At 69.9% G+C, this 19,104-nt stretch carries 20 protein-coding genes and 1 riboswitch; of the genes, 8 read left to right on the forward strand and 12 right to left on the reverse strand.

Annotation, left to right across the window (positions count from 1 at the left end):
• Positions 1-43 precede the first annotated feature (43 nt).
• Together DOE79_RS05675 and DOE79_RS05680 are read left to right on the forward strand one after the other, a co-directional pair.
• On the forward strand, positions 44-436 hold the full coding sequence (locus tag DOE79_RS05675; RefSeq protein WP_120337651.1) for a thiol-disulfide oxidoreductase DCC family protein: 393 nt from the start codon (positions 44-46) through the stop codon (positions 434-436).
• Positions 412-1,236, forward strand: coding sequence for a CPBP family intramembrane glutamic endopeptidase (locus DOE79_RS05680; RefSeq protein WP_425455686.1), 825 nt, complete (start codon positions 412-414; stop codon positions 1,234-1,236). Before DOE79_RS05675 ends, DOE79_RS05680 begins: the two co-directional genes overlap by 25 nt.
• A gap of 20 nt (positions 1,237-1,256) precedes the next feature.
• Here the strand turns inward: DOE79_RS05680 and gcvP are convergent, their stop codons facing one another.
• The 3 genes from gcvP to gcvT all read right to left on the reverse strand — a co-directional run bounded on the left by gcvP (position 1,257) and on the right by gcvT (position 5,952).
• Complete coding sequence (gcvP, locus tag DOE79_RS05685; RefSeq protein WP_120337653.1) at positions 1,257-4,154, reverse strand: aminomethyl-transferring glycine dehydrogenase; 2,898 nt, start codon at positions 4,152-4,154, stop codon at positions 1,257-1,259.
• 77 nt (positions 4,155-4,231) lie between these two features.
• Positions 4,232-4,603, reverse strand: a complete 372-nt coding sequence (gene gcvH, locus DOE79_RS05690; RefSeq protein WP_120337654.1) for a glycine cleavage system protein GcvH — start codon at positions 4,601-4,603, stop codon at positions 4,232-4,234.
• A 116-nt stretch (positions 4,604-4,719) separates the two neighbouring features.
• Positions 4,720-5,952 (reverse strand): glycine cleavage system aminomethyltransferase GcvT, encoded by a 1,233-nt coding sequence (gene gcvT / locus DOE79_RS05695; RefSeq protein ID WP_120337655.1) that lies wholly within the window; start codon positions 5,950-5,952, stop codon positions 4,720-4,722.
• 215 nt (positions 5,953-6,167) lie between these two features.
• Positions 6,168-6,265, reverse strand: a riboswitch (glycine riboswitch).
• Between the two features lie 496 nt (positions 6,266-6,761).
• On the opposite strand from gcvT, the gene DOE79_RS05700 reads away from it, so the two are divergent.
• Positions 6,762-6,989, forward strand: coding sequence for a hypothetical protein (locus tag DOE79_RS05700; protein ID WP_162942610.1), 228 nt, complete (start codon positions 6,762-6,764; stop codon positions 6,987-6,989).
• Between the two features lie 60 nt (positions 6,990-7,049).
• On the opposite strand, the gene DOE79_RS05705 is transcribed toward DOE79_RS05700, so the two are convergent.
• Positions 7,050-7,532, reverse strand: a complete 483-nt coding sequence (locus DOE79_RS05705) for a GNAT family N-acetyltransferase (RefSeq protein ID WP_120337657.1) — start codon at positions 7,530-7,532, stop codon at positions 7,050-7,052.
• Between the two features lie 114 nt (positions 7,533-7,646).
• Here DOE79_RS05705 and DOE79_RS05710 point away from each other — a divergent pair, with 114 nt between their 5' ends.
• The 3 genes from DOE79_RS05710 (at position 7,647) to DOE79_RS05720 (ending at position 10,378) form a co-directional block, all read left to right on the forward strand.
• Positions 7,647-8,102, forward strand: a complete 456-nt coding sequence (locus tag DOE79_RS05710; RefSeq protein WP_120337658.1) for a GNAT family acetyltransferase — start codon at positions 7,647-7,649, stop codon at positions 8,100-8,102.
• 14 nt (positions 8,103-8,116) lie between these two features.
• Positions 8,117-9,535, forward strand: a complete 1,419-nt coding sequence (locus tag DOE79_RS05715) for an amidase (protein WP_120337659.1) — start codon at positions 8,117-8,119, stop codon at positions 9,533-9,535.
• Positions 9,536-9,625: 90 nt separating this feature from the next.
• Positions 9,626-10,378: an LON peptidase substrate-binding domain-containing protein gene (locus DOE79_RS05720; protein WP_245977142.1), complete on the forward strand. Its 753-nt coding sequence runs from the start codon at positions 9,626-9,628 to the stop codon at positions 10,376-10,378.
• A 56-nt stretch (positions 10,379-10,434) separates the two neighbouring features.
• Here the strand turns inward: DOE79_RS05720 and DOE79_RS05725 are convergent, their stop codons facing one another.
• Both DOE79_RS05725 and DOE79_RS05730 read right to left on the reverse strand, forming a co-directional pair.
• Positions 10,435-12,957, reverse strand: coding sequence for an ABC transporter permease (locus tag DOE79_RS05725; protein WP_120337660.1), 2,523 nt, complete (start codon positions 12,955-12,957; stop codon positions 10,435-10,437).
• Complete coding sequence (locus tag DOE79_RS05730) at positions 12,954-13,742, reverse strand: ABC transporter ATP-binding protein (RefSeq protein ID WP_120337661.1); 789 nt, start codon at positions 13,740-13,742, stop codon at positions 12,954-12,956. The genes DOE79_RS05725 and DOE79_RS05730 overlap by 4 nt, the downstream gene beginning before the upstream one ends.
• 365 nt (positions 13,743-14,107) lie before the next feature.
• Here DOE79_RS05730 and DOE79_RS05735 point away from each other — a divergent pair, with 365 nt between their 5' ends.
• Entirely contained in the window at positions 14,108-14,416 is a 309-nt protein-coding gene (locus DOE79_RS05735; RefSeq protein ID WP_120337662.1) for a toxin-antitoxin system YwqK family antitoxin, read from the forward strand.
• Between the two features lie 48 nt (positions 14,417-14,464).
• On the opposite strand, the gene DOE79_RS05740 is transcribed toward DOE79_RS05735, so the two are convergent.
• From DOE79_RS05740 to DOE79_RS05765, 6 genes are all read right to left on the reverse strand, one after another.
• Positions 14,465-15,187 (reverse strand): hypothetical protein, encoded by a 723-nt coding sequence (locus DOE79_RS05740; RefSeq protein ID WP_220094288.1) that lies wholly within the window; start codon positions 15,185-15,187, stop codon positions 14,465-14,467.
• A 503-nt stretch (positions 15,188-15,690) separates the two neighbouring features.
• Positions 15,691-16,116: a DUF1761 domain-containing protein gene (locus tag DOE79_RS05745; RefSeq protein ID WP_120337664.1), complete on the reverse strand. Its 426-nt coding sequence runs from the start codon at positions 16,114-16,116 to the stop codon at positions 15,691-15,693.
• A 131-nt stretch (positions 16,117-16,247) separates the two neighbouring features.
• Positions 16,248-16,556: a hypothetical protein gene (locus DOE79_RS05750; RefSeq protein WP_162942612.1), complete on the reverse strand. Its 309-nt coding sequence runs from the start codon at positions 16,554-16,556 to the stop codon at positions 16,248-16,250.
• Between the two features lie 133 nt (positions 16,557-16,689).
• Positions 16,690-17,424 (reverse strand): DUF2461 domain-containing protein, encoded by a 735-nt coding sequence (locus tag DOE79_RS05755; protein ID WP_220094289.1) that lies wholly within the window; start codon positions 17,422-17,424, stop codon positions 16,690-16,692.
• A 92-nt stretch (positions 17,425-17,516) separates the two neighbouring features.
• Entirely contained in the window at positions 17,517-17,885 is a 369-nt protein-coding gene (locus DOE79_RS05760) for a hypothetical protein (RefSeq protein ID WP_120337666.1), read from the reverse strand.
• An 87-nt stretch (positions 17,886-17,972) separates the two neighbouring features.
• On the reverse strand, positions 17,973-18,566 hold the full coding sequence (locus DOE79_RS05765; RefSeq protein ID WP_120337667.1) for an HhH-GPD-type base excision DNA repair protein: 594 nt from the start codon (positions 18,564-18,566) through the stop codon (positions 17,973-17,975).
• A 176-nt stretch (positions 18,567-18,742) separates the two neighbouring features.
• Between DOE79_RS05765 and DOE79_RS05770 the strand changes: the two genes are divergently transcribed.
• Positions 18,743-19,063 (forward strand): hypothetical protein, encoded by a 321-nt coding sequence (locus DOE79_RS05770; RefSeq protein WP_245977144.1) that lies wholly within the window; start codon positions 18,743-18,745, stop codon positions 19,061-19,063.
• Positions 19,064-19,104 lie beyond the last annotated feature (41 nt).

Below are 19,104 nucleotides of genomic sequence, written 5' to 3' on the forward strand. Positions count from 1 at the left end.
CCAGCCGGAAGGACGCTCGCCCGCGGGGGCGCAAAATAGAGGCATGCCGACCATCGCGCGCACCTCCCCCGCCACTTTGATCTTCGACGGCGACTGCGGCTTCTGTACCACCGCTGTCCTCTGGATGCAGCGCACCCTGCCGAGGGTCCCGGCCACCGCTCCGTTCCAATGGACCGACTTGGCCCGCTACGGCCTCACCGAGGAGCAGGCTCGCGCGCGAGTGTGGTTCGTCTCGGGCGAACGGCAGTACGGCGGCGCCGCGGCCGTGGCAGCGATCCTGCGCGGACAACCGAATCGTGCGTTGCGAGTACTCGGCACACTGGCCACCGTACCGCCGTGGTCATGGGCCGCCTCGGCCGGATACCGGCTCGTGGCCCGCTACCGATACCGGCTGCCGGGCGGCACCCCGGCGTGCCGGATGCCGAGCGCCTCGTGAGCAGCCGGGTCGTGGGCGGCACTGCCCCGAGCGCCCCCGACGTCTCGCGTGTTCGGCTGCGCTGGGAGATCGTCATCGTGCTCGGGCTGTCGCTGGGCGCATCCGCCGTGTACTCGATCGTCTCGATCATCGCCAGGCTCACCGAAGAGGTGGCGCTGGGCGATCAGTCCGCCACGATCAACGGCTCGCAGTCCACCCGGGAATGGCTCGACTTCACTTATCAGTTCCTGGGCATCGTCTTCGCCCTGTTCCCCGTGGCGCTGGTGCTCTACCTGCTGTGGCAACCCGGTCGGAGCGCCTTCCGGCGGCTCGGGGTGGACTTCACCGAACCGCGCCGTGACCTCCTGCGCGGCGGCGGGCTGCTCCTGCTCATCGGCATCCCTGGGCTCGGCCTGTACCTGGCCGGCCGCGCGCTGGGTTTCACCGTGGCGGTGGTGCCGTCGCCGCTGGACACGTTCTGGTGGACCATCCCGATCCTGGTGTTCTCGGCGCTCCGTAGCGCCCTGAGCGAGGAACTCATCGTGGTGGGGTATCTGTTCACCCGGTTGAAGGAATTGGGCTGGAACACCTGGACCATCATCGTCTCGGCGGCGCTGCTGCGCGGCAGCTACCACCTTTATCAGGGCATCGGGCCGTTCGTGGGCAATGCCCTGATGGGAGTGGTGTTCGGCTGGTGCTACGTGCGCTGGGGCCGGGTGATGCCCCTGGTGATCGCGCACTGGGTGCTCGACATCCTCTCGTTCGTCGGTTACCCCCTCGCGGTGCTCTGGTGGCCCGCTCTGCTCACCCCCACCTCCTAGTTCCAGTTCGCGAGGGGTTTTTACTCGAAGGCCTCGGGCGGCGGGCAGGCGCAGACCAGGTTGCGGTCGCCGTAGGCGTTGTCGATGCGGCGCACCGGCGCCCAGTACTTGTTGCGGATGAGCGTGCGCACCGGGTACACAGCCGTTTCGCGGTCGTACGGGTGCGTCCACTCCCCCTCGATCACGCTCTGGGCGGTGTGCGGCGCGTTGTGCAGCGGGTTGTCGTCGGCCGGCCAGGTGCCGGCGGCCACGGCATCCGCCTCAGCCTTGATGCCGATCATGGCCTCGATGAACCGGTCGATCTCGCCGAGGTCTTCGCTCTCGGTGGGTTCGACCATGAGGGTGCCCGCCACCGGGAAGCTCATGGTGGGCGCGTGGAAACCGTAGTCGACCAGGCGCTTGGCCACGTCGTCGACGGTGACCCCGGTCGCCGCGGTGAGCGGGCGCAGGTCGAGGATGCACTCGTGCGCGACCAGGCCGTTGTCGCCGGCGTAGAGCACCGGGTAGTGGTCGCTGAGCTGCTTGGCCACGTAGTTCGCCGCGAGAACGGCCGCGCCGGTCGCCTGCTTGAGGCCGTCGGCGCCCATCATGCGCACGTACGCCCAGGAGATGGGCAGGATGCTCGGGCTGCCGTACGGCGCCGCAGAAACCGGGCCGCCGCCGTGCACGACGGTCTCGGTGCCGGTGGCGCCGAGCAGGTAGTGCTCGTCGCTCTGCGCGAGCGGGTGACCGGGCAGGAACGGCGCGAGGTGCGCCTTGGCCGCGACGGGGCCCACGCCGGGGCCGCCGCCGCCGTGCGGGATGCAGAAGGTCTTGTGCAGGTTGAGGTGCGACACGTCGCCGCCGAAGTCGCCGAACCGGGCGAAGCCGAGCAGGGCGTTGAGGTTTGCGCCGTCGACGTAGACCTGGCCGCCGGCCTCGTGCACCGCGGCGCAGATCGCTCCGACCTCGTGCTCGTACACCCCGTGGGTGGACGGGTAGGTGATCATCAGCGCGGCCAGCGCGTCGGCGTGCTCGGCGATCTTGGCGCGGAGGTCGTCGAGGTCGACGTTGCCGAGCTCGTCGCAGGCGACGACCACGACGCGCATGCCGGCCAGCACGGCGGAGGCCGCGTTGGTGCCGTGCGCGCTGGACGGGATGAGGCAGACCGTGCGGTCCACGTCGCCGTTTGCGAGGTGGAACCCGCGGATGGCCAGGAGCCCGGCGAGTTCGCCCTGGCTGCCGGCGTTGGGCTGCAGCGACACGGAGTCGTAGCCGGTGACATCCGTCAGCCAGGTCTCGAGCTGGCGGATGAGTTCGAGGTAGCCCTCGACGTCGGCCTTGGGCGCGAACGGGTGCAGTCCGCCGAACTCGGGCCAGGTGACGGCCTCCATCTCGGTGGCGGCGTTGAGCTTCATGGTGCAGGAGCCCAGCGGGATCATGCCGCGGTCCAGCGCATAGTCGTAGTCGGCCAGGCGCTTGAGGTAGCGCATCATGCTCGTCTCGGAGCGGTGCGTGTTGAAGACGGCGTGGGTGAGGTACTCGCTGGTGCGGGCCATCGCCTCGGGCAGGCGGTTGTTGTCGTTCGCCACGAAGGCGAAGTTGCGCGATGCCGGGCCGCCGAAGGCCTGGGCGACCCTGTGGATGTCGGTGTGCGTGGTGGTCTCGTCGACGGAGACGTTGACGGTGTCCGCATCGACCAGCCACAGGTTGACCCCGAGCTCACGAGCGGCGTCGACCACGGCCTGGGCGCGACCGGGCACGCGGGCCTGGAGGGTGTCGAAGAAGTCGGCGTGCACAAGCTCGACGCCGGCCTCCTCGAGGTACCCGGCGAGGCGGTCGGCGTGCCAGGCGACCGACGAGGCGATCTTCTTCAGGCCGTCGGGCCCGTGGTACACCGCGTACATGCCGGCCATGACGGCCAGCAGCACCTGGGCGGTGCAGATGTTGGAGGTCGCCTTGTCGCGGCGGATGTGCTGCTCGCGCACCTGCAGCGCCAACCGGTAGGCGGGGTTGCCGGCGGCGTCGACGCTCACACCCACGAGGCGGCCGGGCATCTGGCGCTCGAGGCCCTTGCGTACGGCGAGGTAGCCGGCGTGCGGTCCGCCGAAGCCCATCGGCACGCCGAAGCGCTGGCTGGTGCCCACGGCCACGTCGGCGCCGAGGTCGCCGGGCGAGGTGATCAGGGTGAGGGCGAGCAGGTCGGCGGCCACCACGGCCAGGGCCTTGTTCTCGTGCGCGAGCGCGATCACGGCGGTGGGGTTCCAGACCCGGCCGGAGGCGCCGGGGTACTGCACGAAGATGCCGAAGTAGTCGCCGAGGTCATCTGCGGTGGTGTTCTCGTCCAGGGGCAGCACGGCCAGTTCGAGGCCGAGTGCGTGGGCGCGGTTGCCGAGCAGCGCGTGGGTCTGCGGCAGCGCATCCGCGTCGACGATGAACCGGTTCGACGGCGACTTGGATGCCCGGCGGGCCAGCAGCATGCCCTCCACGACGGAGGTGGACTCGTCGAGCATCGATCCGTTGGCGGTGGCCATGCCGGTGAGGTCGGCCACCATGGTCTGGAAGTTGATGATCGCCTCGAGGCGGCCCTGGCTGATTTCCGGCTGGTACGGCGTGTACGCGGTGTACCAGCTCGGGTTCTCCAGCACGTTGCGCTTGATCACGGCGGGGGTGATCGTGTCGTAGTAGCCGAGCCCGATCATGGAGCGCTTCACGTCGTTCTTGTCCGCCAGGAGACGGAGTTCAGCGATGGCCTCCCGCTCCGTGGCGGCCGGTGGCAGGGTGCTGTCTCCCCTGGTGCGGAACTGCTCGACCTGGATCGACGCCGGGACGGCCGCGTTGACGAGCGCCTCGACGCTGTCGTGGCCGAGGACGGCCAGCATGTGGGACTGGGCGTCGGCATCCGTGCCGATGTGACGCTGGGTGAAGGGCTGCGACATATGGGGGAAGGCTCTTTCCGGGGTCTGATTCGGTCGTGCGAGGTGAGGCGTGCGGCGAGGGGCGGTGGGCCGGGCTGTTACTCGCCGATGATGGCGGAGTACTCGGCGTAGCTCAGCAGCGCCGGGAGGGTCTCGAAGGTGACCTTGATGAGCCAGCCCTCGCCCAGCGGGTCGCTGTTGACGAGTTCGGGGCTGGCGACCACGGCGTCGTTGACCTCGGCGACGGTGCCGTCGATGGGGGCGAAGAGCTCGCCGACCGACTTGGTCGACTCGATCTCGCCGACGACGGTGCCGGAGGCGACGGAGCTGCCGACCTCGGGCAGCTCCACGAAGACCACGTCACCGAGCTTGTCGGCGGCGTAGGCGGTGATGCCGACGGTGGCGGTGTCGCCGTCGACGAGCACCCATTCGTGCTCTGCGGTGTACTGGAGTTCGGTCTTGTCGGCCATGGGGGTTCCTCTCAAAGGGTAGATCACGGGGTGGATCGGTGGAGCTGATCGGTTGTGGGGCGAAGCGTGAGACGCCGCGCGAACGGATGCCCGGGCCGGGCCGGGCGTTTCTTGAGTTACTTGGCGCGCTTGTAGAAGGGCAGTGCTATGACGGTGGCCGGGGCGCGGGTGCCGCGCACGTCGATGAACACCTCGGTGTCGAGGCGGGCCAGCGGCGGCGCGACGTACGCCATGGCGATCGGGTAACCGAGGGTGGGCGAGAGTGCTCCGCTGGTGATGATGCCTTCGGGTTCGGTGGCGTCGATGCTGCGGAAGATCTCGTAGCCGGCGCGGCCGGCGCGCTTACCGGCCGAGACCAGGCCGACGAGCACGTGAGCCTCGCCGGACGGACCCTCCTCGCTGGCGGTGCGGCCGACGAAGTCGGTGGGCTTGGCCAGGTTGACCACGCGGCCGAGCCCGGCCTGGGCGGGGTAGGTGGAGGTGGTCAGCTCGTGGCCGTAGAGCGGCATCCCGGCTTCGAGCCGCAGGGTGTCGCGGCTGGCGAGCCCGGCCGGAACCAGCCCGTGTGGGGCGCCGGCGACAACGAGGGCGTCCCAGAGGGCGAGGGCATCCGCATTGGGCAGGTAGAGCTCGAAACCGTCTTCACCCGTGTAGCCAGTGCGGGCCACGAGCACCGGAGCGCCATTGAAGCCGGCGGTGAGCGCGCGGTAGTAGCGGAGCCCGGTGAGGTCCCCGTCGACGCGGAGCCCAGCGGTTGCCTGCACGATCGCGAGCGCGTTGGGACCCTGCACGGCGATGAGCGCGGTGTCGCCGCTCTCGTCGGTGACGGTCACGTCGAACCGGGCGGACCGGGTGGTGAGGGCCTCGAGGGCCTGGTCGTGGTTGCCGGCGTTGGCCACGACGAGGAACTCGGTCTCCCCGGTGCGGTAGACAACGAGGTCGTCGATGATGCCGCCGCGGGAGTTCAGCAGCAGGCTGTACTTGGCCTGCATGAGATCGATGACCGACAGCTGCCCGGCCAGCGCGTGGTCGAGGAACTCGCCGGCCTGCGGGCCGCTGACCCGGATCTCAGCCATGTGCGAGAGGTCGAAGAGGCCTGCCGCCTTGCGCACGGCGTGGTGTTCGGCGAGATCGCTGGAGTAGCGCACAGGCATCTGCCAGCCGGCGAAGTCGGTGAAGCTGGCGCCGGCGGCCACGTGGGCGGCGTGCAGCGGCGAGAACCGTTCGGTCGCGGCGGCGTCCGTGCCGGGCTGCTCCGGGCCGGTCGGGCCTGTGCTGGTCGAGTCGGTGCTGGTGAAGTCGGTGCTGGTGAAGTCGGTGCTGGTCTGGTCTGGGCTGGCCGAGGTCATGAGTTCTCCGGTTCATCGCCGGGCGCGTGCCCGGTGAGGTGCTCCGGGGCTCGTTCGAACCCCGGTGGGAACTCCCCCTCTGTCGTCAGGCCTGAGAGCTTCGCCGGGCGCGTGTGCGCTCCCGGCTTTCACCATGGGCGGGATGTGGCCCGTGCCGTGCGGATCCCGCGAAGCGAGACCCGGACGCGCTGTGCACATCCGCTTTTCAGAGTGGCCCGTTCGATGCGGTACGAGTACCTGAGAGATTGTCGGGGAGGATTGCTCCTTCGGTGTTCGCTCGTCTTCTGACGTCGAACTCTCCCGCATCGATCGTGTGGCCCAGTATTCAGTTGGTTCCTACTGCTGTGTAGTCTAACCGACCACCCTCCCTACAGACCTATGGGTTCCCCCGCCCCGCCCCAGAGTTAACGCCCCCGTAACTTGCCCCGCCCGCCGCGCCCTCCCTCTCCCGCGACCTCTGACAGAGGAAGACACAACCCCGGCGTTGCTCCCACCGCCTGACTTGACCCCCGATTTCCGGGGCTTTCTCACGGGTCTCTGGTCGCGGCCGAGGACCGTGCCATCGCTCCCCACGGGCGAAGCCCCTGGAGCGGCCAGCTCAGATGCGGCGCTCGGCGGAGGTGCAGCGGAAGGTGTGAGCGGAGCCAGCTCGGCCGGGACCGGTGCAGCATTCGGTCTCGGCACGCAGCCCGCCACAGATCAAGGCTCCGCCCAGCGCACCCTGGAGCAGTTACGGGCCGACGTCACCGCGGCCCTGCTGCTCGACGGAGTCACCCCGTCCGGGATGGGGCGCCGGTATCCGCGGGACCGTGATGGTCACCGTTCCGGTGTTCACCCTGATGGGACTCTCCGACGAACCCGCCACCCTCGAAGGCTACGGCCCCATCTCCCCCGACGCCGCCCGCCAGATCGCCGGCACCGCACCCGGCTTCACCCGGCTGCTCATCCACCCCGAGACCGGGGCGCTGCTCTCCTTCGGGGCAGACCACTACAAGGTCACCAAGAAGGCGCGGAAGGTCGTGCACCCACCGTTCTAAACCCCCAGTCCGCGACACGACTCACGGGGTCTCGACCGACTCCACCAGCGAGGGGCCGGGTCAGATGTGGAGCTTGAAACCCAGGTGGGACGGAGCGAAGCCGAGACGTTCGTAGAAGCGGTGGGCGTCGACGCGGGAGGCATCCGAGGTCAGCTGAACGAGCCGGCATCCGTGGGCGCGGCCGTACTCGACGGCCCATTCGATCATCGCGCTGCCCAGGCCGTTGCCGCGCAGGCCGGAGCTCACCCGGACCGCCTCGATCTGCAGCCGGGTGGAGCCCGCCCGGGCGAGGCCGGGCAGCAGGGACAACTGCTCGGTGGCCACGACCCGGCCTGCCGGGTCGACCACGACCACGAGGTGGTGATCCGGCGAGGCGTCGATGGCCGTGAACGCCGCCAGGTAGGGCGCCAGGTCCTCCGTGGACTCCTCGGCGGCTCGGAGCTGGTCGTCGGCCAGCAGGCCGACGATGGCGGCAATGTCCCCGGCGAGCGCCGGTCGCAAGGTGAACGGGCCGCCGGGAAGGTCGAAAAGAGCGTCAGTCATCCATCCAGCATGCCAGCGCGCGACGGCGTCTCGTCGGCGGCCCGCTGGCGCGCGATCACCCGCCGGTCGACCGACCGGATGCCCGCCGGCGCGTGAGCCGGGCACAATGGATCGATGCAGATCGCCGCCATCACCACAGCCGACTTCGAGTCCGTCATCGCGCTCTGGGAGACCACCGGGCTCACCCGCCCGTGGAATCCGCCGGCCGCCGACCTGGAGCGGGCGCTCGGCACCGAATCCGCCACGGTTTTGGGGGTGTTCGCAGATGCCGAGAACGCAGGCACCGAGATCACGGCAACCGAGCGCCAGGGCAACGCACTCCTCGGCACCGTGATGGTGGGCCACGACGGCCATCGCGGCTGGATCTACTACCTGGCCGTTGCCCCCTCCGAGCAGGGCACGGGCCTGGGCCGGATGCTGATGGACGCGGCCGAGGCCTGGCTCGTCGACCATGGCGCCGTGAAAGTTCAGCTCATGGTTCGGCAGACCAATGTGGCCGTCACCGGGTTCTACGACCGGCTCGGCTACGCGGATGCCGACGTGCGCGTGCTCGCCAAACGGCTCGACTGAGCGGCAGCCACCCCGTGGACCTCGCCGAATACGCCTCGCACGATGCTGTGGGCCTCCGCGACGCCATCCGCGCCGGTGCGGTGTCGGCGGCCGAGGTCGAGCGACTCGCCCGCGATGCCGTGGACTCGGTCAACGCCGACCTGAACGCCCTGGCCCGCCCGCTGTTCGACCCCGCGCTGGCGGCCGAGGCGACCGGCCCGTTCGCGGGCGTTCCCTTCCTGATCAAGGACAGCGGGCCGTTCGCTCGCGGTGTGCAGTTCGCGCTGGGCAGCCGGAGCATCCGGGGGGTCGCGGCCGGCGCCGACCATGAGTTGATGGCGCGTTTCCGCGCCGCCGGACTGGTGGCGATCGGCCAGACCACCGCCCCTGAATTCGGGCTGAACTTCGCCACCGAACCTGTGCGCACCGGCCCCACCGTGAACCCCTGGGCACTCGACCGCGGGGTCGGCGGCTCCAGCGGAGGCAGCGCGGCGCTCGTGGCCGCAGGAGCGGTTCCGCTCGCGCACGCCAACGACGCCGCCGGGTCGATCCGGGTGCCCGCGGCCTGCTGCGGCATCGTGGGCCTCAAACCCAGCCGGGGCCGCACGCCCAGTGGTCCCCTGGCCGGTGAGGCCGGCTTCGGATTGATCGGCGAATTCGCGCTCACCCGCAGCATCCGGGACACCGCCCACCTGCTCGATGCCGTGGGCTCCCCCAGCATCGGGGAGAAATACACCCTGCCCGCACCGATCGTTCCGTTCGCGAGGTCGCACCGGCAGGATCCCGGCCGTCTGCGCGTCGCCCTGGTGACAGAGGCCTGGTCGGGGGTGCCGGTGGACGCGCAGGTCGCCGCCGCGGCCATAGCCGTGGGGCGCACCCTCGAGTGGATCGGGCATTCGGTCGCCGACGCCCGACCCGAGATCGATCCGGACGATATCGTCGAGGCCGAGATGCTGGCCGTGCTGGCCAGCGGCGCCGCCCTGCTGCGTGCCCCGCGCCGCCCGGACCCGGCTCGGCTCGAGGCCGTCTCCCGGGTGGTGCTCGACGAGACGGCCCGGGCCAGCGCACTCGATGTCGCGGCCGCCATCGACGCCCAACACCGGGTGACCCGGGCGATCGGCCTGTTCTTCACCAGGTACGACCTGCTACTCACCCCGACCGTGGCCCAGCTGCCGCTGCGGGTAGGAACCCTGGACTACAACGAGGCCGGCCACACGGCCCGGTCGTGGATCCGCCGCATTCTCGAGTTCGGACCGTTCACCGCGCCGTTCAATATCTCCGGACATCCCGCGATCAGCCTGCCGCTCGGCCAGAGTCGCGAGGGACTGCCGATCGGGGTGCAGCTCGTGGCGGCGTACGGCCGCGACGACCTGCTGCTGCAGGCGGCGGCGCAGCTCGAGCAGGCGCTGCCGTGGGCCGACCGGCTGCCACCGATCCACACCGACCAGGTGTGAACGGCGACCGACCCCGGGGCCGGTCCGGCAGTTGCGGGCCGACCCGCCGTAACGCTTGGAATTGGGCCACGAGCGTGCTTCGCTGGGGACATGTCCAATCGAGGGAACACGCCCGACGAGCCCGGCACACCGGACCGTTCGCCTGACACGCGCGCGCCGGCCGACCCCGGCGGCCTGCCGATGTTCCCGCTCGGGTCGGTGCTCTTCCCCTATATGCCCCTGCAGCTGCGGGTCTTCGAGGAACGGTACCTGATGATGCTGGCGCGCATCCTGGAATCTGAGCCGGCCGAATTCGGCGTGGTGCTCATCGAGCGCGGCCAGGAGGTGGGCGGCGGCGAGCACGCCTTCAGCACCGGGACCGTGGCGCAGGTGATCGAGCTCGTGGCCCCGGAGGGCTTTGTCGGCCTCGTGGCCCAGGGCGATCGGCGCATCGAGGTCGTCGAGTGGAGCGGCGGCACTCCCTACCCGCAGGCCGTGGTGCGGGAGCTGCCTCCCCTGGTCTGGGATGAGGCTCTGAAGCCCCTGCGGGTGCTGGCCGAGCAGACCGTGCGCCGCACCCTCTCGCTGGCCAGCGAGTTCACCGACGACGCCTGGTCGGCCGATGTGGCGCTCTCCGAGGACCCCGTTGAGGCCGCCTGGCAATTGGCCGGCATCGCTCCGGTCGGCCCGCTCGACCAGGTCGACATGCTGCGCTCCACCACGATGGCCGGTCTGCTGCGAGCGATCTTCGATCACACGGAGGCGGCCGCCGATGCCTTCCGGCTTCCCGGCCCCGGCGACCTCGATGAGGGCGACCTCGACACCGACGACCTCGGCCCCGACGACCCGGGCCGGGACTCTTGACCGTCAGGCCAGATCGGGCGAGCGGATGCCGGCGAGCGGATGCCGTGGAGCGGCCGCTACTCGTGCATGAGCCCCTCGACGGGTGACCGGCGGGCCGCGCCTGAGGCCGGCACGATCGTGGCGATCAGCCCCGCCACCAGCGCGCCGAGCAGCACCAGCCCGAGTTGCGGCCAGGGCAGGTGCACCGCCAACCCGAGCTTCTGCGCCTGCAGCGACACCGCGGACAGTCCCGCCCACGCGTAGAGCACACCCAGCGCGATGCCGCACGCTGCGGCCACCACGGTGATCAGGGTCGCCTCGATACCGAGCATCCGCCGCAGCTGGCCGCGAGTGAGGCCCAGGGCACGCAGCAGGGCCGATTCGCGGCGCCGCTCGAAGACCGACAGGGCCATGGTGTTGGCGACGCCCACGCAGGCGATGACCACCGCCATGGTGAGCAGGGCCAGCACGATGAGCAGCATCACATCGAGCAGTTGTTCGTAGTAGGTCCGCTCCGGCGCACCACCGCCCACGGTGAACTGATCGCTCACCGAGAGGATGTCGGTGCTCAACTGCTGCACCTGGCTGCTGGTGATCTCGTCGGTGAGGCGCAGCTGCATCTGCCGGATGACCGGCGTCGACACCAGCGCGAGCAGGTCGGACTTGGTGAGCGTGGCCTGTTTCCGCGGAGCGGTCGCCTCCAGCGCCACCGTCAGGTCGGCGCTGCCGGCATCCCCGGTCACCGTCACGTGGTCACCGTCGTGCAGCGCACCGGCATCCTCGGGATTAAGCAGCAGTTGCCCGTTCTGCGGCACGATCACCCTCGAGCGGGCGACATCCTGCACCCGAACCGGGTCGAGACCCCGCGCGGCCAGGATCACGGGTGTCGTGGAGTCCGCCGTGATCGTGACGCGGGCCGAATCCACCGACGTCGAGCCGGCCACGTCGGTCATGTCGGTGATGCCGGATTGCTGTTCAGCGCTGAAACCCGACGGGTCTGCCGACTGCACGGTGAGGTCCACCGGGCGCTTCAGGTCGATCCGCTCGCCGATCGATTCCCGCACAGAAGTCACGCCCACGACCATCATGGTCACCAGGGTCACCCCCACGAGCAGCGCGGCGGCCGTCGAGGCCGTGCGGGCCGGATTGCGGGTGGCGTTGAGCGCGGCGAGCCGGGCGGGCGCCGAGGTCCACCCGATGGTCGCGCCGGCCGCGCGCACGATCCACGGGATGAACAATGCGGACGCCAGCAGGATGCCGAGGAAGCTGACGACCCCGGAAACCACGGCCAGGGCCAGCCCCGACCGCGTCGCTCCGAGGTAGAGCCCGGTGCCGCCGCCCGCGACGAGCACGATGGCGAGCACAAAACCGATCAGGCCGCGGCGCACGCCGGCGCCGGCGGACACCGACCGCAGCGCCGCGATCGGACGCACCCGGGTTGCCCGGTGCGCGGGCGCCAGGGCCGACACCACGGTGAGCAGCACGCCGACACCGAACCCGATGGCCAGCAGCGCCGGGTCGATCACCAGCTGCCCCAGGTGCAGGCCGGATGCGCTGTCCCGGCTGACCTCGGCCAGAACCGTCGCCCCAGCCAGGCCGATGCCCACCCCGAGCACCGACGCTCCCACTCCCAGCAGCAGCGCTTCGCCCAGCACCAGCCGGCGCACCTGCCCCGCGCTGGCGCCCACACAGCGCAGCAGCGCCAGTTCCCGCGTGCGCTGGCTGACCAGCACCTGGAAGGTGTTGGCGATCACGATGGCGGCGACGAACAGGGCGATCGTCGCGAACGCCAGCAGGATGCTGGTGAGCACGGTGGCGCTGCCGGACAGCTGGGCGGTCTGGTCGCCCACTGCCTCGGCCCGGGTCTGCACCACGATGCCGGATGCTCCGGCGAGAGCCGTGCTCACGGCGGCGGCGAGCTCGTCGGCATCGGTGTCGGTGTCGGCCCCTGGCACGCCTGCCACGAGGATCGAGGTGGACAGCGCGAAAAGGCCGGGATCGGCGAGCGCCTCGGCCGGCATCAGAAGGGTGGGCGTACCGGTGTCGACGCCCGCCGCCTGCGGCGCGGTGATGCCGACGACAGTCACGGTGCCGGCGCTCACTCCCGAGCCGACCGCGGCCACGGTGACGGTGTCGCCCTCCGTCAGCCCGATCGATTGCGCGGCGGGCTGGTCGAGGGTCGCTTCGGTGACGCTCTGCGGCCAACGCCCAGAGGCCAGTGTCTGCCAGCGCACCGAATCGTTGAGCACGACGCTGAGCTGCGCCACGCTCCGGGTCTCACCGAACCTCAGGTCCACATAGGCCAACCGGTCCACATCCGCACCGGCGACGCCCGGCAGTCCCTGCACGGTGGGTAGCAGGTCGAGGAGCACATCGGTGGAGTGCCGTGGGTCGGAGGTGGCGACCATGGCCGCCTCCGGTGTGACCGAGACCTCGGCCTTGGCCATGCTCGCGGCGAGGGAGTCGGCCGTGGTTCGCGTGAAGGTGGCCGACAGGGTGAGCGTCGCCACGACGAATCCCACCGACAACGCCACCGCCAGTCCGGTGGCGAGCAATCGCGCCAGCGTGGCCCGCAGCCCCGAGAGGAGAACCCGAATCACGCCAGCGACCGGGCAGGTGCCGGGCGTGCGCCGTGCAGTGCGGCGAGCACGGTGTCGACCGTGGGGTCCTGCAACTCACCGGAGATGCGGCCGTCGGCCAGGAGCACGACCCGGTCCGACCACGAGGCCGCTACGGCATCATGGGTGACCATGATGACCGTCTGGCCCCACTGTTTCACACTGGTGCGCAGCAGCGCGAGAACCTCGGCGCCGGCCACCGAGTCGAGATTGCCGGTGGGTTCGTCGGCGAAGATCACGGCCGGCCGGCCGAGCAGGGCGCGCGCCACTGCCACACGTTGCTGCTGGCCGCCGGAGAGTTCATGGGGCCTATGCTTCAGGCGCCCGGTCAGTCCGAGAGTCTGCACCACTTCGTCGAACCAGGCCCGGTCCACTCGGCGCCTGGCCAGCGCAAGGGGCAGCGTGATGTTCTGCCGGGCCGTGAGGGTGGGAACCAGGTTGTAGGCCTGGAAGACGAACCCGATCTTGTCGCGGCGCAGCCGGGTGAGACCCCGGTCACGCAGCCCGGTGATGGGCGTGCCGTCGATCCAGACGGTGCCCCCGGTGACGGTGTCGAGTCCGGCCAGGCACTGCATCAGGGTGGACTTGCCCGATCCCGACGGTCCCATCACGGCCGCGAACTGGCCGCGTGGAAAGGCCACGGACACCCCGTCGAGGGCGGCGACGGCCGACTCGCCGCGGCCGTAGCTCTTGCGCAACGCGGTCGCCACGACGGCATGCTCCGCCGTGCCTGGCGATCCCGCTGGCGCACTGTGAGAGTCGGTCATGGCTGGTGCCCCCTGCGCGTTGAATCGATGCTCGGGCGAGTGCGTCCGGAGACGTCCGGATGCGCGGCCGCGCGTTCACCGACACGCCATCAGGCCGGGAACGGTTTGTCAGCCGGTACTGCGCCCACAGGGCCGGATCGGTGGCATCACGCCGCCCCCCATCCAAACTGACCCCCGTTTGGGTTACACCCTACGCCTTGATTCCGGCCCGGAAGTAACACTGCCCCGCCACGCGGGTACCGTGGGCGTCCCGCCATGGCCGCGCATCCCAGTGCTTCACCCGTTCGGGAGGCCTCCGGCGCCCCATCGGGAAATCCTTGACCCTGGCGCTAGAGCGGCGAGTCTTTCCGGGGCAGCATGGAGGCATGCATCCCCCCTCCCCCGCCCCCACGCCCGAGTCAGCCGGGCCGACGCCCGGCGTGCCCGTTCCGCGACACGACCGGTTCGCGAACGGCACGCTCAAGGCCAGCGGGTTCGAACTGGACGGCAGGCTGCACGGCCACTGGGAATGGTTCAGGCTCGACGGCACCCTCATGCGCTCGGGCGAGTTCCACCTCGGCGACCAGGTCGGCGTCTGGCGCACCTGGGACCGCACCGGACACATCGTGAAGGAGACTTCCTTCGATGCGGCGCCGACGGTTACGACCGCACGTCCACACGACAGCCGGACATAGGGCTCAGATCAGTTCCACCCCGCCCCAGTCAGAGAGCAGCGGCCCCGGTCACAAACCGTTGAGCGCCGCCACGAGCGTGGGGATGACCGGCACGGTCGCCATGACGTCCTGCCGACTGGTCACCTGCAGCCAGTTGACCCCGTCGAACACGTTGAGGCTTTCCTGATCCGGCACGGCCGGATCCCACGGGACCAGGACCGCGAGCTCCACCCCTGGCAGGTCGATTTCGGTCGCACCCGGCCAGGCCAACGCCTGCGCCTTCACCCAGGCACCCCCGGGCAGTGCGACCACGGAGAAGCCGCCCAAGTCGCCCTCGGGGACGTCCGTCTGCTGGTACCAGTCACAGCCGAAGACGCCCAACGTGTCAACCGCTGCGTATATCCCCCCATCGATGTCCCCGGGTACGACGTCAGATGTGCTGCCCCGGAATCCGGGGCTCTGCAGGAGTGCGCCGACATCGACCGTCCCGTCGAGTTCAGAGCAATCCGAGAGCGACCAAGCCGTTGCCTGGGCGGCCTCGCGAGCCGGTTCGGCAAGCTCAAGCGCACGGAAGTCATCGCCCAGCGAGGTCACCGCTGCCCGGGCGTCAGCCTCGTTTTCACCCGCAGCCGTGTAGACGTGACCGCTCATCCAGAGCGGCCCGGACACGACGCTGAACGAGCATTCCATGGCCGGCAGTGAGCCGTAGCACCAGACGCCGTCGTCGACCGGGCCCGTTCCCCGGACGTCGTACGCGGTAGCGGCCTCGACGACAGTGCTCAGGGCTGCCATGTTCTGCCCGTCCCCCTCCGACCACAAGCAGGAAAGTCCGCCCATGGCGGCCACAGCAGCATGGAGGGGGCTCATGCTGCGACCGGTCACCGGAGCGACCGGTGCGCCGAGTAGTGCGCTCACGTCCGCGGTGGACAAGAGGGCCGAGCAGTCGCCGCCCAGAATTTGCTCGGGTGCGTGCAGCGGCTCGGCTACCGCGTCGGATGCTGGGACGCCGGTGGCGGAAGGCTGGTCGCTGGGGGAGGGCACCGGGACGCTGGTGGCGGATTCCTGGGCTCCCGGGGTTGCTGATGCCGCCGGTGTCTGTGCGATCGACCCTGCGCATCCGGAGGTTGCCAGCGCGCAGAGTGCCACAATCGCCAGCACGGTAAGTCGGGATCCTGAACGCGCTCTCATAGGTCGAACGCTAACAGCAAGGAGACGACCGCATTACCCCCAACACAAGGCCTAAAAGCGCGTCTATCAGGAGCTTTTCTGGCACGCCTTCGGGCAGACCGGGCAGGTTATCGCCAGGCGCCCAGGATCAGGCCCATGATGGTGAGGTTGAGGACGTCGCTGCCCACTTCGATCAACCAGACCCGGAAGCCGTGTCCGGCGAAGAGTCGGTGGGAAAGCGAGGACGCCGCCGCGAGACCGATCCCGAGCAGTAGGCCGGTGAGCCCTCCCTGCAGCGAGCCGAAGCTCGCATCCGTGGCGGCCACGAAGTGGATGACGGAGGCGACGGCGGTCGCCTCCACAAGCGCGGCGATGAAGGTCGACCCGAACAGCACCACCATGTTGCCGGTGCCCGGTTCCTCTCCTGGCCCCTTGCCCATGAGCTTCCACCAGAGCGGAAAGAAGGTCTTGGGGCCGAACCAGACGGCCCCGGCGACGAAGGCCGCCAGCGTCGCGACCAGGACGGCCAGCCAGTTGAGCTCGGCAAGAAACATGGTCTCGTCCCCTTTGGACTGATCGGGGCACCGAATTGCACCGGGACTCGACTCTAGCGACGCGACGGGCACACGAGCCAGAGCCTGAGCCAAACCGGCCCGGTCGTGACGTCCCGGTCACAAGAACCCGGTCAGAAGATGAGGCTCAACACGATCTGCAGCACCACCACGACCAGGGTGGCTCCGGCCAGGGCCAGGGCGGCCAAGGTGAGGCGTCGTCCTCTGGCCCCTGCGGGGATGACGCGATAGGCCTGCAGGCTGAAAAGCAGCCCGACGGCACCGACCAACAGGGCGGGAAGCGGGAAGACGAGCGAGACGACCAGACCGAGCAGCGCCACCCAGAAGCCGGGAACCCGGCCGGGCGCCTTCGTCCAGTCCGCCTGCGGCGCACCGAGTGCGAGGAGGCGATTGCCCTCCATCTTGGCTCGAGGGTCGGTCACTGTGTTGCTCCTTCGAGGGCCCGTTGGACCGGTTCGGCCGCGACCACTCTTCTGTCCCATTCTCGTGCATTCCCGGTCCGCGCCGTCGCACCCCAGGGCACGGTCGGGTAACGGCGGGAGTCGCTGCGGCGGACTATCGGCCGACCGTGACATTCCGGCGACCGGCGGATGCCTCCCGCTCGAGCGGGGTGACCGTGGACAGCGGCAGGTTCAGAAAATCGACCAGCGGCGCCAATGCCCGGAACCGCTCGGCGACGGCGTCGACGAAATCGTCGCCGAGGGCGGCGTCCCCGGGGAGCCGGGAGATCAGCGCCCAGCTGCGCACCCGCAGCAGGTCGGCTGCGGGGTGCTCGGCCGGGAAACCCTGGGGTGCCCGGAGCAGCGGGCGCCCGTCCAGCGGCTCGGCCAACCTGGTCACCGGCTCGGCTGCGAGCAGTTGCCGCATCTCGTCGTGATGATCCAGGAGATACTCGCGGATGGCGCGGAGCTGGGGAGAACCGGGCGACCAAGCGCCGGCGGCCACCATCACCCCGTGCACGCCCACCTGCAGGAAGAACCCGGCTCCCCCGGTCTTCTCCAGTCCCTGACGCGGCCAGTTCGCCGCCAGGTGGGTCTTGTACGGCGTCTTGTCGTTGGAGAAACGCACGTCACGGTAGATCCGCAACATCGCCTTGGGCGCGGGCCTGAGGTGCTCGGGCGCGAACGTTTCCAGCCGGGCGTTGACGGCGTCGATGACCTCGAGCATCCGCGCCTTGAGTTCGACCTCGTAGGTGGGTTTGTGCTCCTCGAACCACTCGCGGTTGTTGCGGTGCTCGAGTTCCTCGAGGAAATCGAAGGTCTGCTCGCTGAAATGGGGGCCCACCCGCACGCTCACTCTCTGTCACGCTCTGTCACGCGCACTCGTGTCGAACGCGTACGTCCATTCTCCCGCGGCTCGCCCCGGCTCTCACCCAGCAGCGATCAGCCTGACTTCTTCGTCACGGTGACCGAGATCGAGATCGGCCCGATCCCGATGGTGACGGTGACGGTTCGCACCTTGGGAGCCTGGGCCCTGGCGCTCACGGTGCTCTGCTGGCCGGCGCTCTGCGTGTGCGTGACGTCGATGGCGTCCACGGTCTTGAGGGTCACCTGGGTGTCGACGCCCACGTCGGTGAAGACCTTCTGCACGGCAAGGCTGTCGCCACTGTGCACGGCGTCGAGGAGACGTTTGGTGAGGGCGTCGCCCTTGGAGAGTGCGTCGGCCACCTGGCCGACCTGCATGGCATATTTCTGGATGCCCGCGACCTCGTGCAGCGAATCAGCCGGGGTCTCGGGGTTGCCCGTGCTCATGATGGACTCCTCCGCGCGTCGGGGTGGTACGAACGCGGCCATGCTAAACCCGGGCTGCGGTACCGGCTACGGGCGCCCCCGGCCGCGCTACTTCTTCGCGGCTTCCTTGGCCGCAGCCTTCGCGGCACGCTTGCTCTCGCGCACCTTGGCCAACGATTCGGGGTCGACGATGTCGGCCACCGAGCATAGCGAACCCTCCTCGCCGTAGGGGGCGGATGCCTCCCGCCACCCCGCAGCCTCGACCCCGAGCCGTTTGCCGAGCAGCGCCAGGAAGATCTTGGCCTTCTGTTCGCCGAAGCCCGGCAGCCCCTTCAACCGGCGCAGCACCTCGGCACCGTCCGGCGCCGTGCCGTCGCCATCCGCGGCGGACCAGATGGAGGCAGCGTCACCATGCCAGTCCTCGGCGACCACCGCGGCCAGGGTCTGCACCCGGCCGGCCATTGAACCGGGGAACCGGTGCACCGCTGGAGTCTGCTTGAAGACCTCGACGAACTCGGCGGGGTCGAACCGGGCCACGGCCGCCGGATCGAGGGTGCCCAGCCGGTCGCGGATCTTCGCCGGACCGGCGAAGGCGGTCTCCATGGGGATCTGCTGGTCGAGCAGCATGCCGACGAGGAGCGCGAACGGGTCGTCGCTGAGAAGGGAGTCTGCGGCGGTATCGCCGGTGAGATGCAGCGTCATCGGCCCATTCTCGCACCGCCGGCCCTCCCCCGCTGGCTCGCCCCGCAGGCTCGCCGACGCGCTACTGTGCCCGCAACGGACAAGTGCACCCGGCACGCCGGGCGCAGAAGTCCGGAACGGGAACAGTTGAGCCGGGTGACCCGGCGAGCGGGTGACCGGCGAGGAGGAGGACCGTCATGTTCGATGTGCCTGCGGGCAGCGTGATGCGTAGTTGGACCGGCTGGATCCGGCCGGAGGACCGGGCCGCCTACACCGCGTACCTTGAGCGCACCGGGCTGGCCGACTACCGCTCCACTCCCGGCAACCTCGGTGCCGCGACCGTGTTCCGCGACCTGCCGGACGGCCGCTGCGAGGTGCGCACCATCTCGTTCTGGCGCACCCACGCCGACATCGTGGCTTTCGCCGGCGAGGACATCGAGATGGCGGTGTTCTACCCGGCCGACGATGGGTTCCTCATCGACAGGGAGCTCACCGTGGCACACTTCGACGTGGCGTGACGGAGCATCCGCCCCTCCCTTTTTCACCCGTCCGGGCCGAT

The sequence above is a fragment of the Cryobacterium soli genome, assembly GCF_003611035.1.
GTDB lineage: Bacteria > Actinomycetota > Actinomycetes > Actinomycetales > Microbacteriaceae > Cryobacterium > Cryobacterium soli.

Bases quoted from the DNA above. Each gene is read 5' to 3' on its own strand.
- DOE79_RS05675 (WP_120337651.1), top strand. From the start codon at position 44: ATGCCGACCATCGCGCGCACCTCCCCCGCCACTTTGATCTTCGACGGC.
- gcvP (WP_120337653.1), bottom strand. From the start codon at position 4,154: ATGTCGCAGCCCTTCACCCAGCGTCACATCGGCACGGATGCCGACGCC.
- gcvH (WP_120337654.1), bottom strand. From the start codon at position 4,603: ATGGCCGACAAGACCGAACTCCAGTACACCGCAGAGCACGAATGGGTG.
- gcvT (WP_120337655.1), bottom strand. From the start codon at position 5,952: ATGACCTCGGCCAGCCCAGACCAGACCAGCACCGACTTCACCAGCACC.
- DOE79_RS05705 (WP_120337657.1), bottom strand. From the start codon at position 7,532: ATGACTGACGCTCTTTTCGACCTTCCCGGCGGCCCGTTCACCTTGCGA.
- DOE79_RS05710 (WP_120337658.1), top strand. From the start codon at position 7,647: ATGCAGATCGCCGCCATCACCACAGCCGACTTCGAGTCCGTCATCGCG.
- DOE79_RS05720 (WP_245977142.1), top strand. From the start codon at position 9,626: ATGTCCAATCGAGGGAACACGCCCGACGAGCCCGGCACACCGGACCGT.
- DOE79_RS05730 (WP_120337661.1), bottom strand. From the start codon at position 13,742: ATGACCGACTCTCACAGTGCGCCAGCGGGATCGCCAGGCACGGCGGAG.
- DOE79_RS05735 (WP_120337662.1), top strand. From the start codon at position 14,108: ATGCATCCCCCCTCCCCCGCCCCCACGCCCGAGTCAGCCGGGCCGACG.
- DOE79_RS05740 (WP_220094288.1), bottom strand. From the start codon at position 15,187: ATGGCAGCCCTGAGCACTGTCGTCGAGGCCGCTACCGCGTACGACGTC.
- DOE79_RS05745 (WP_120337664.1), bottom strand. From the start codon at position 16,116: ATGTTTCTTGCCGAGCTCAACTGGCTGGCCGTCCTGGTCGCGACGCTG.
- DOE79_RS05760 (WP_120337666.1), bottom strand. From the start codon at position 17,885: ATGAGCACGGGCAACCCCGAGACCCCGGCTGATTCGCTGCACGAGGTC.
- DOE79_RS05765 (WP_120337667.1), bottom strand. From the start codon at position 18,566: ATGACGCTGCATCTCACCGGCGATACCGCCGCAGACTCCCTTCTCAGC.
- DOE79_RS05770 (WP_245977144.1), top strand. From the start codon at position 18,743: ATGTTCGATGTGCCTGCGGGCAGCGTGATGCGTAGTTGGACCGGCTGG.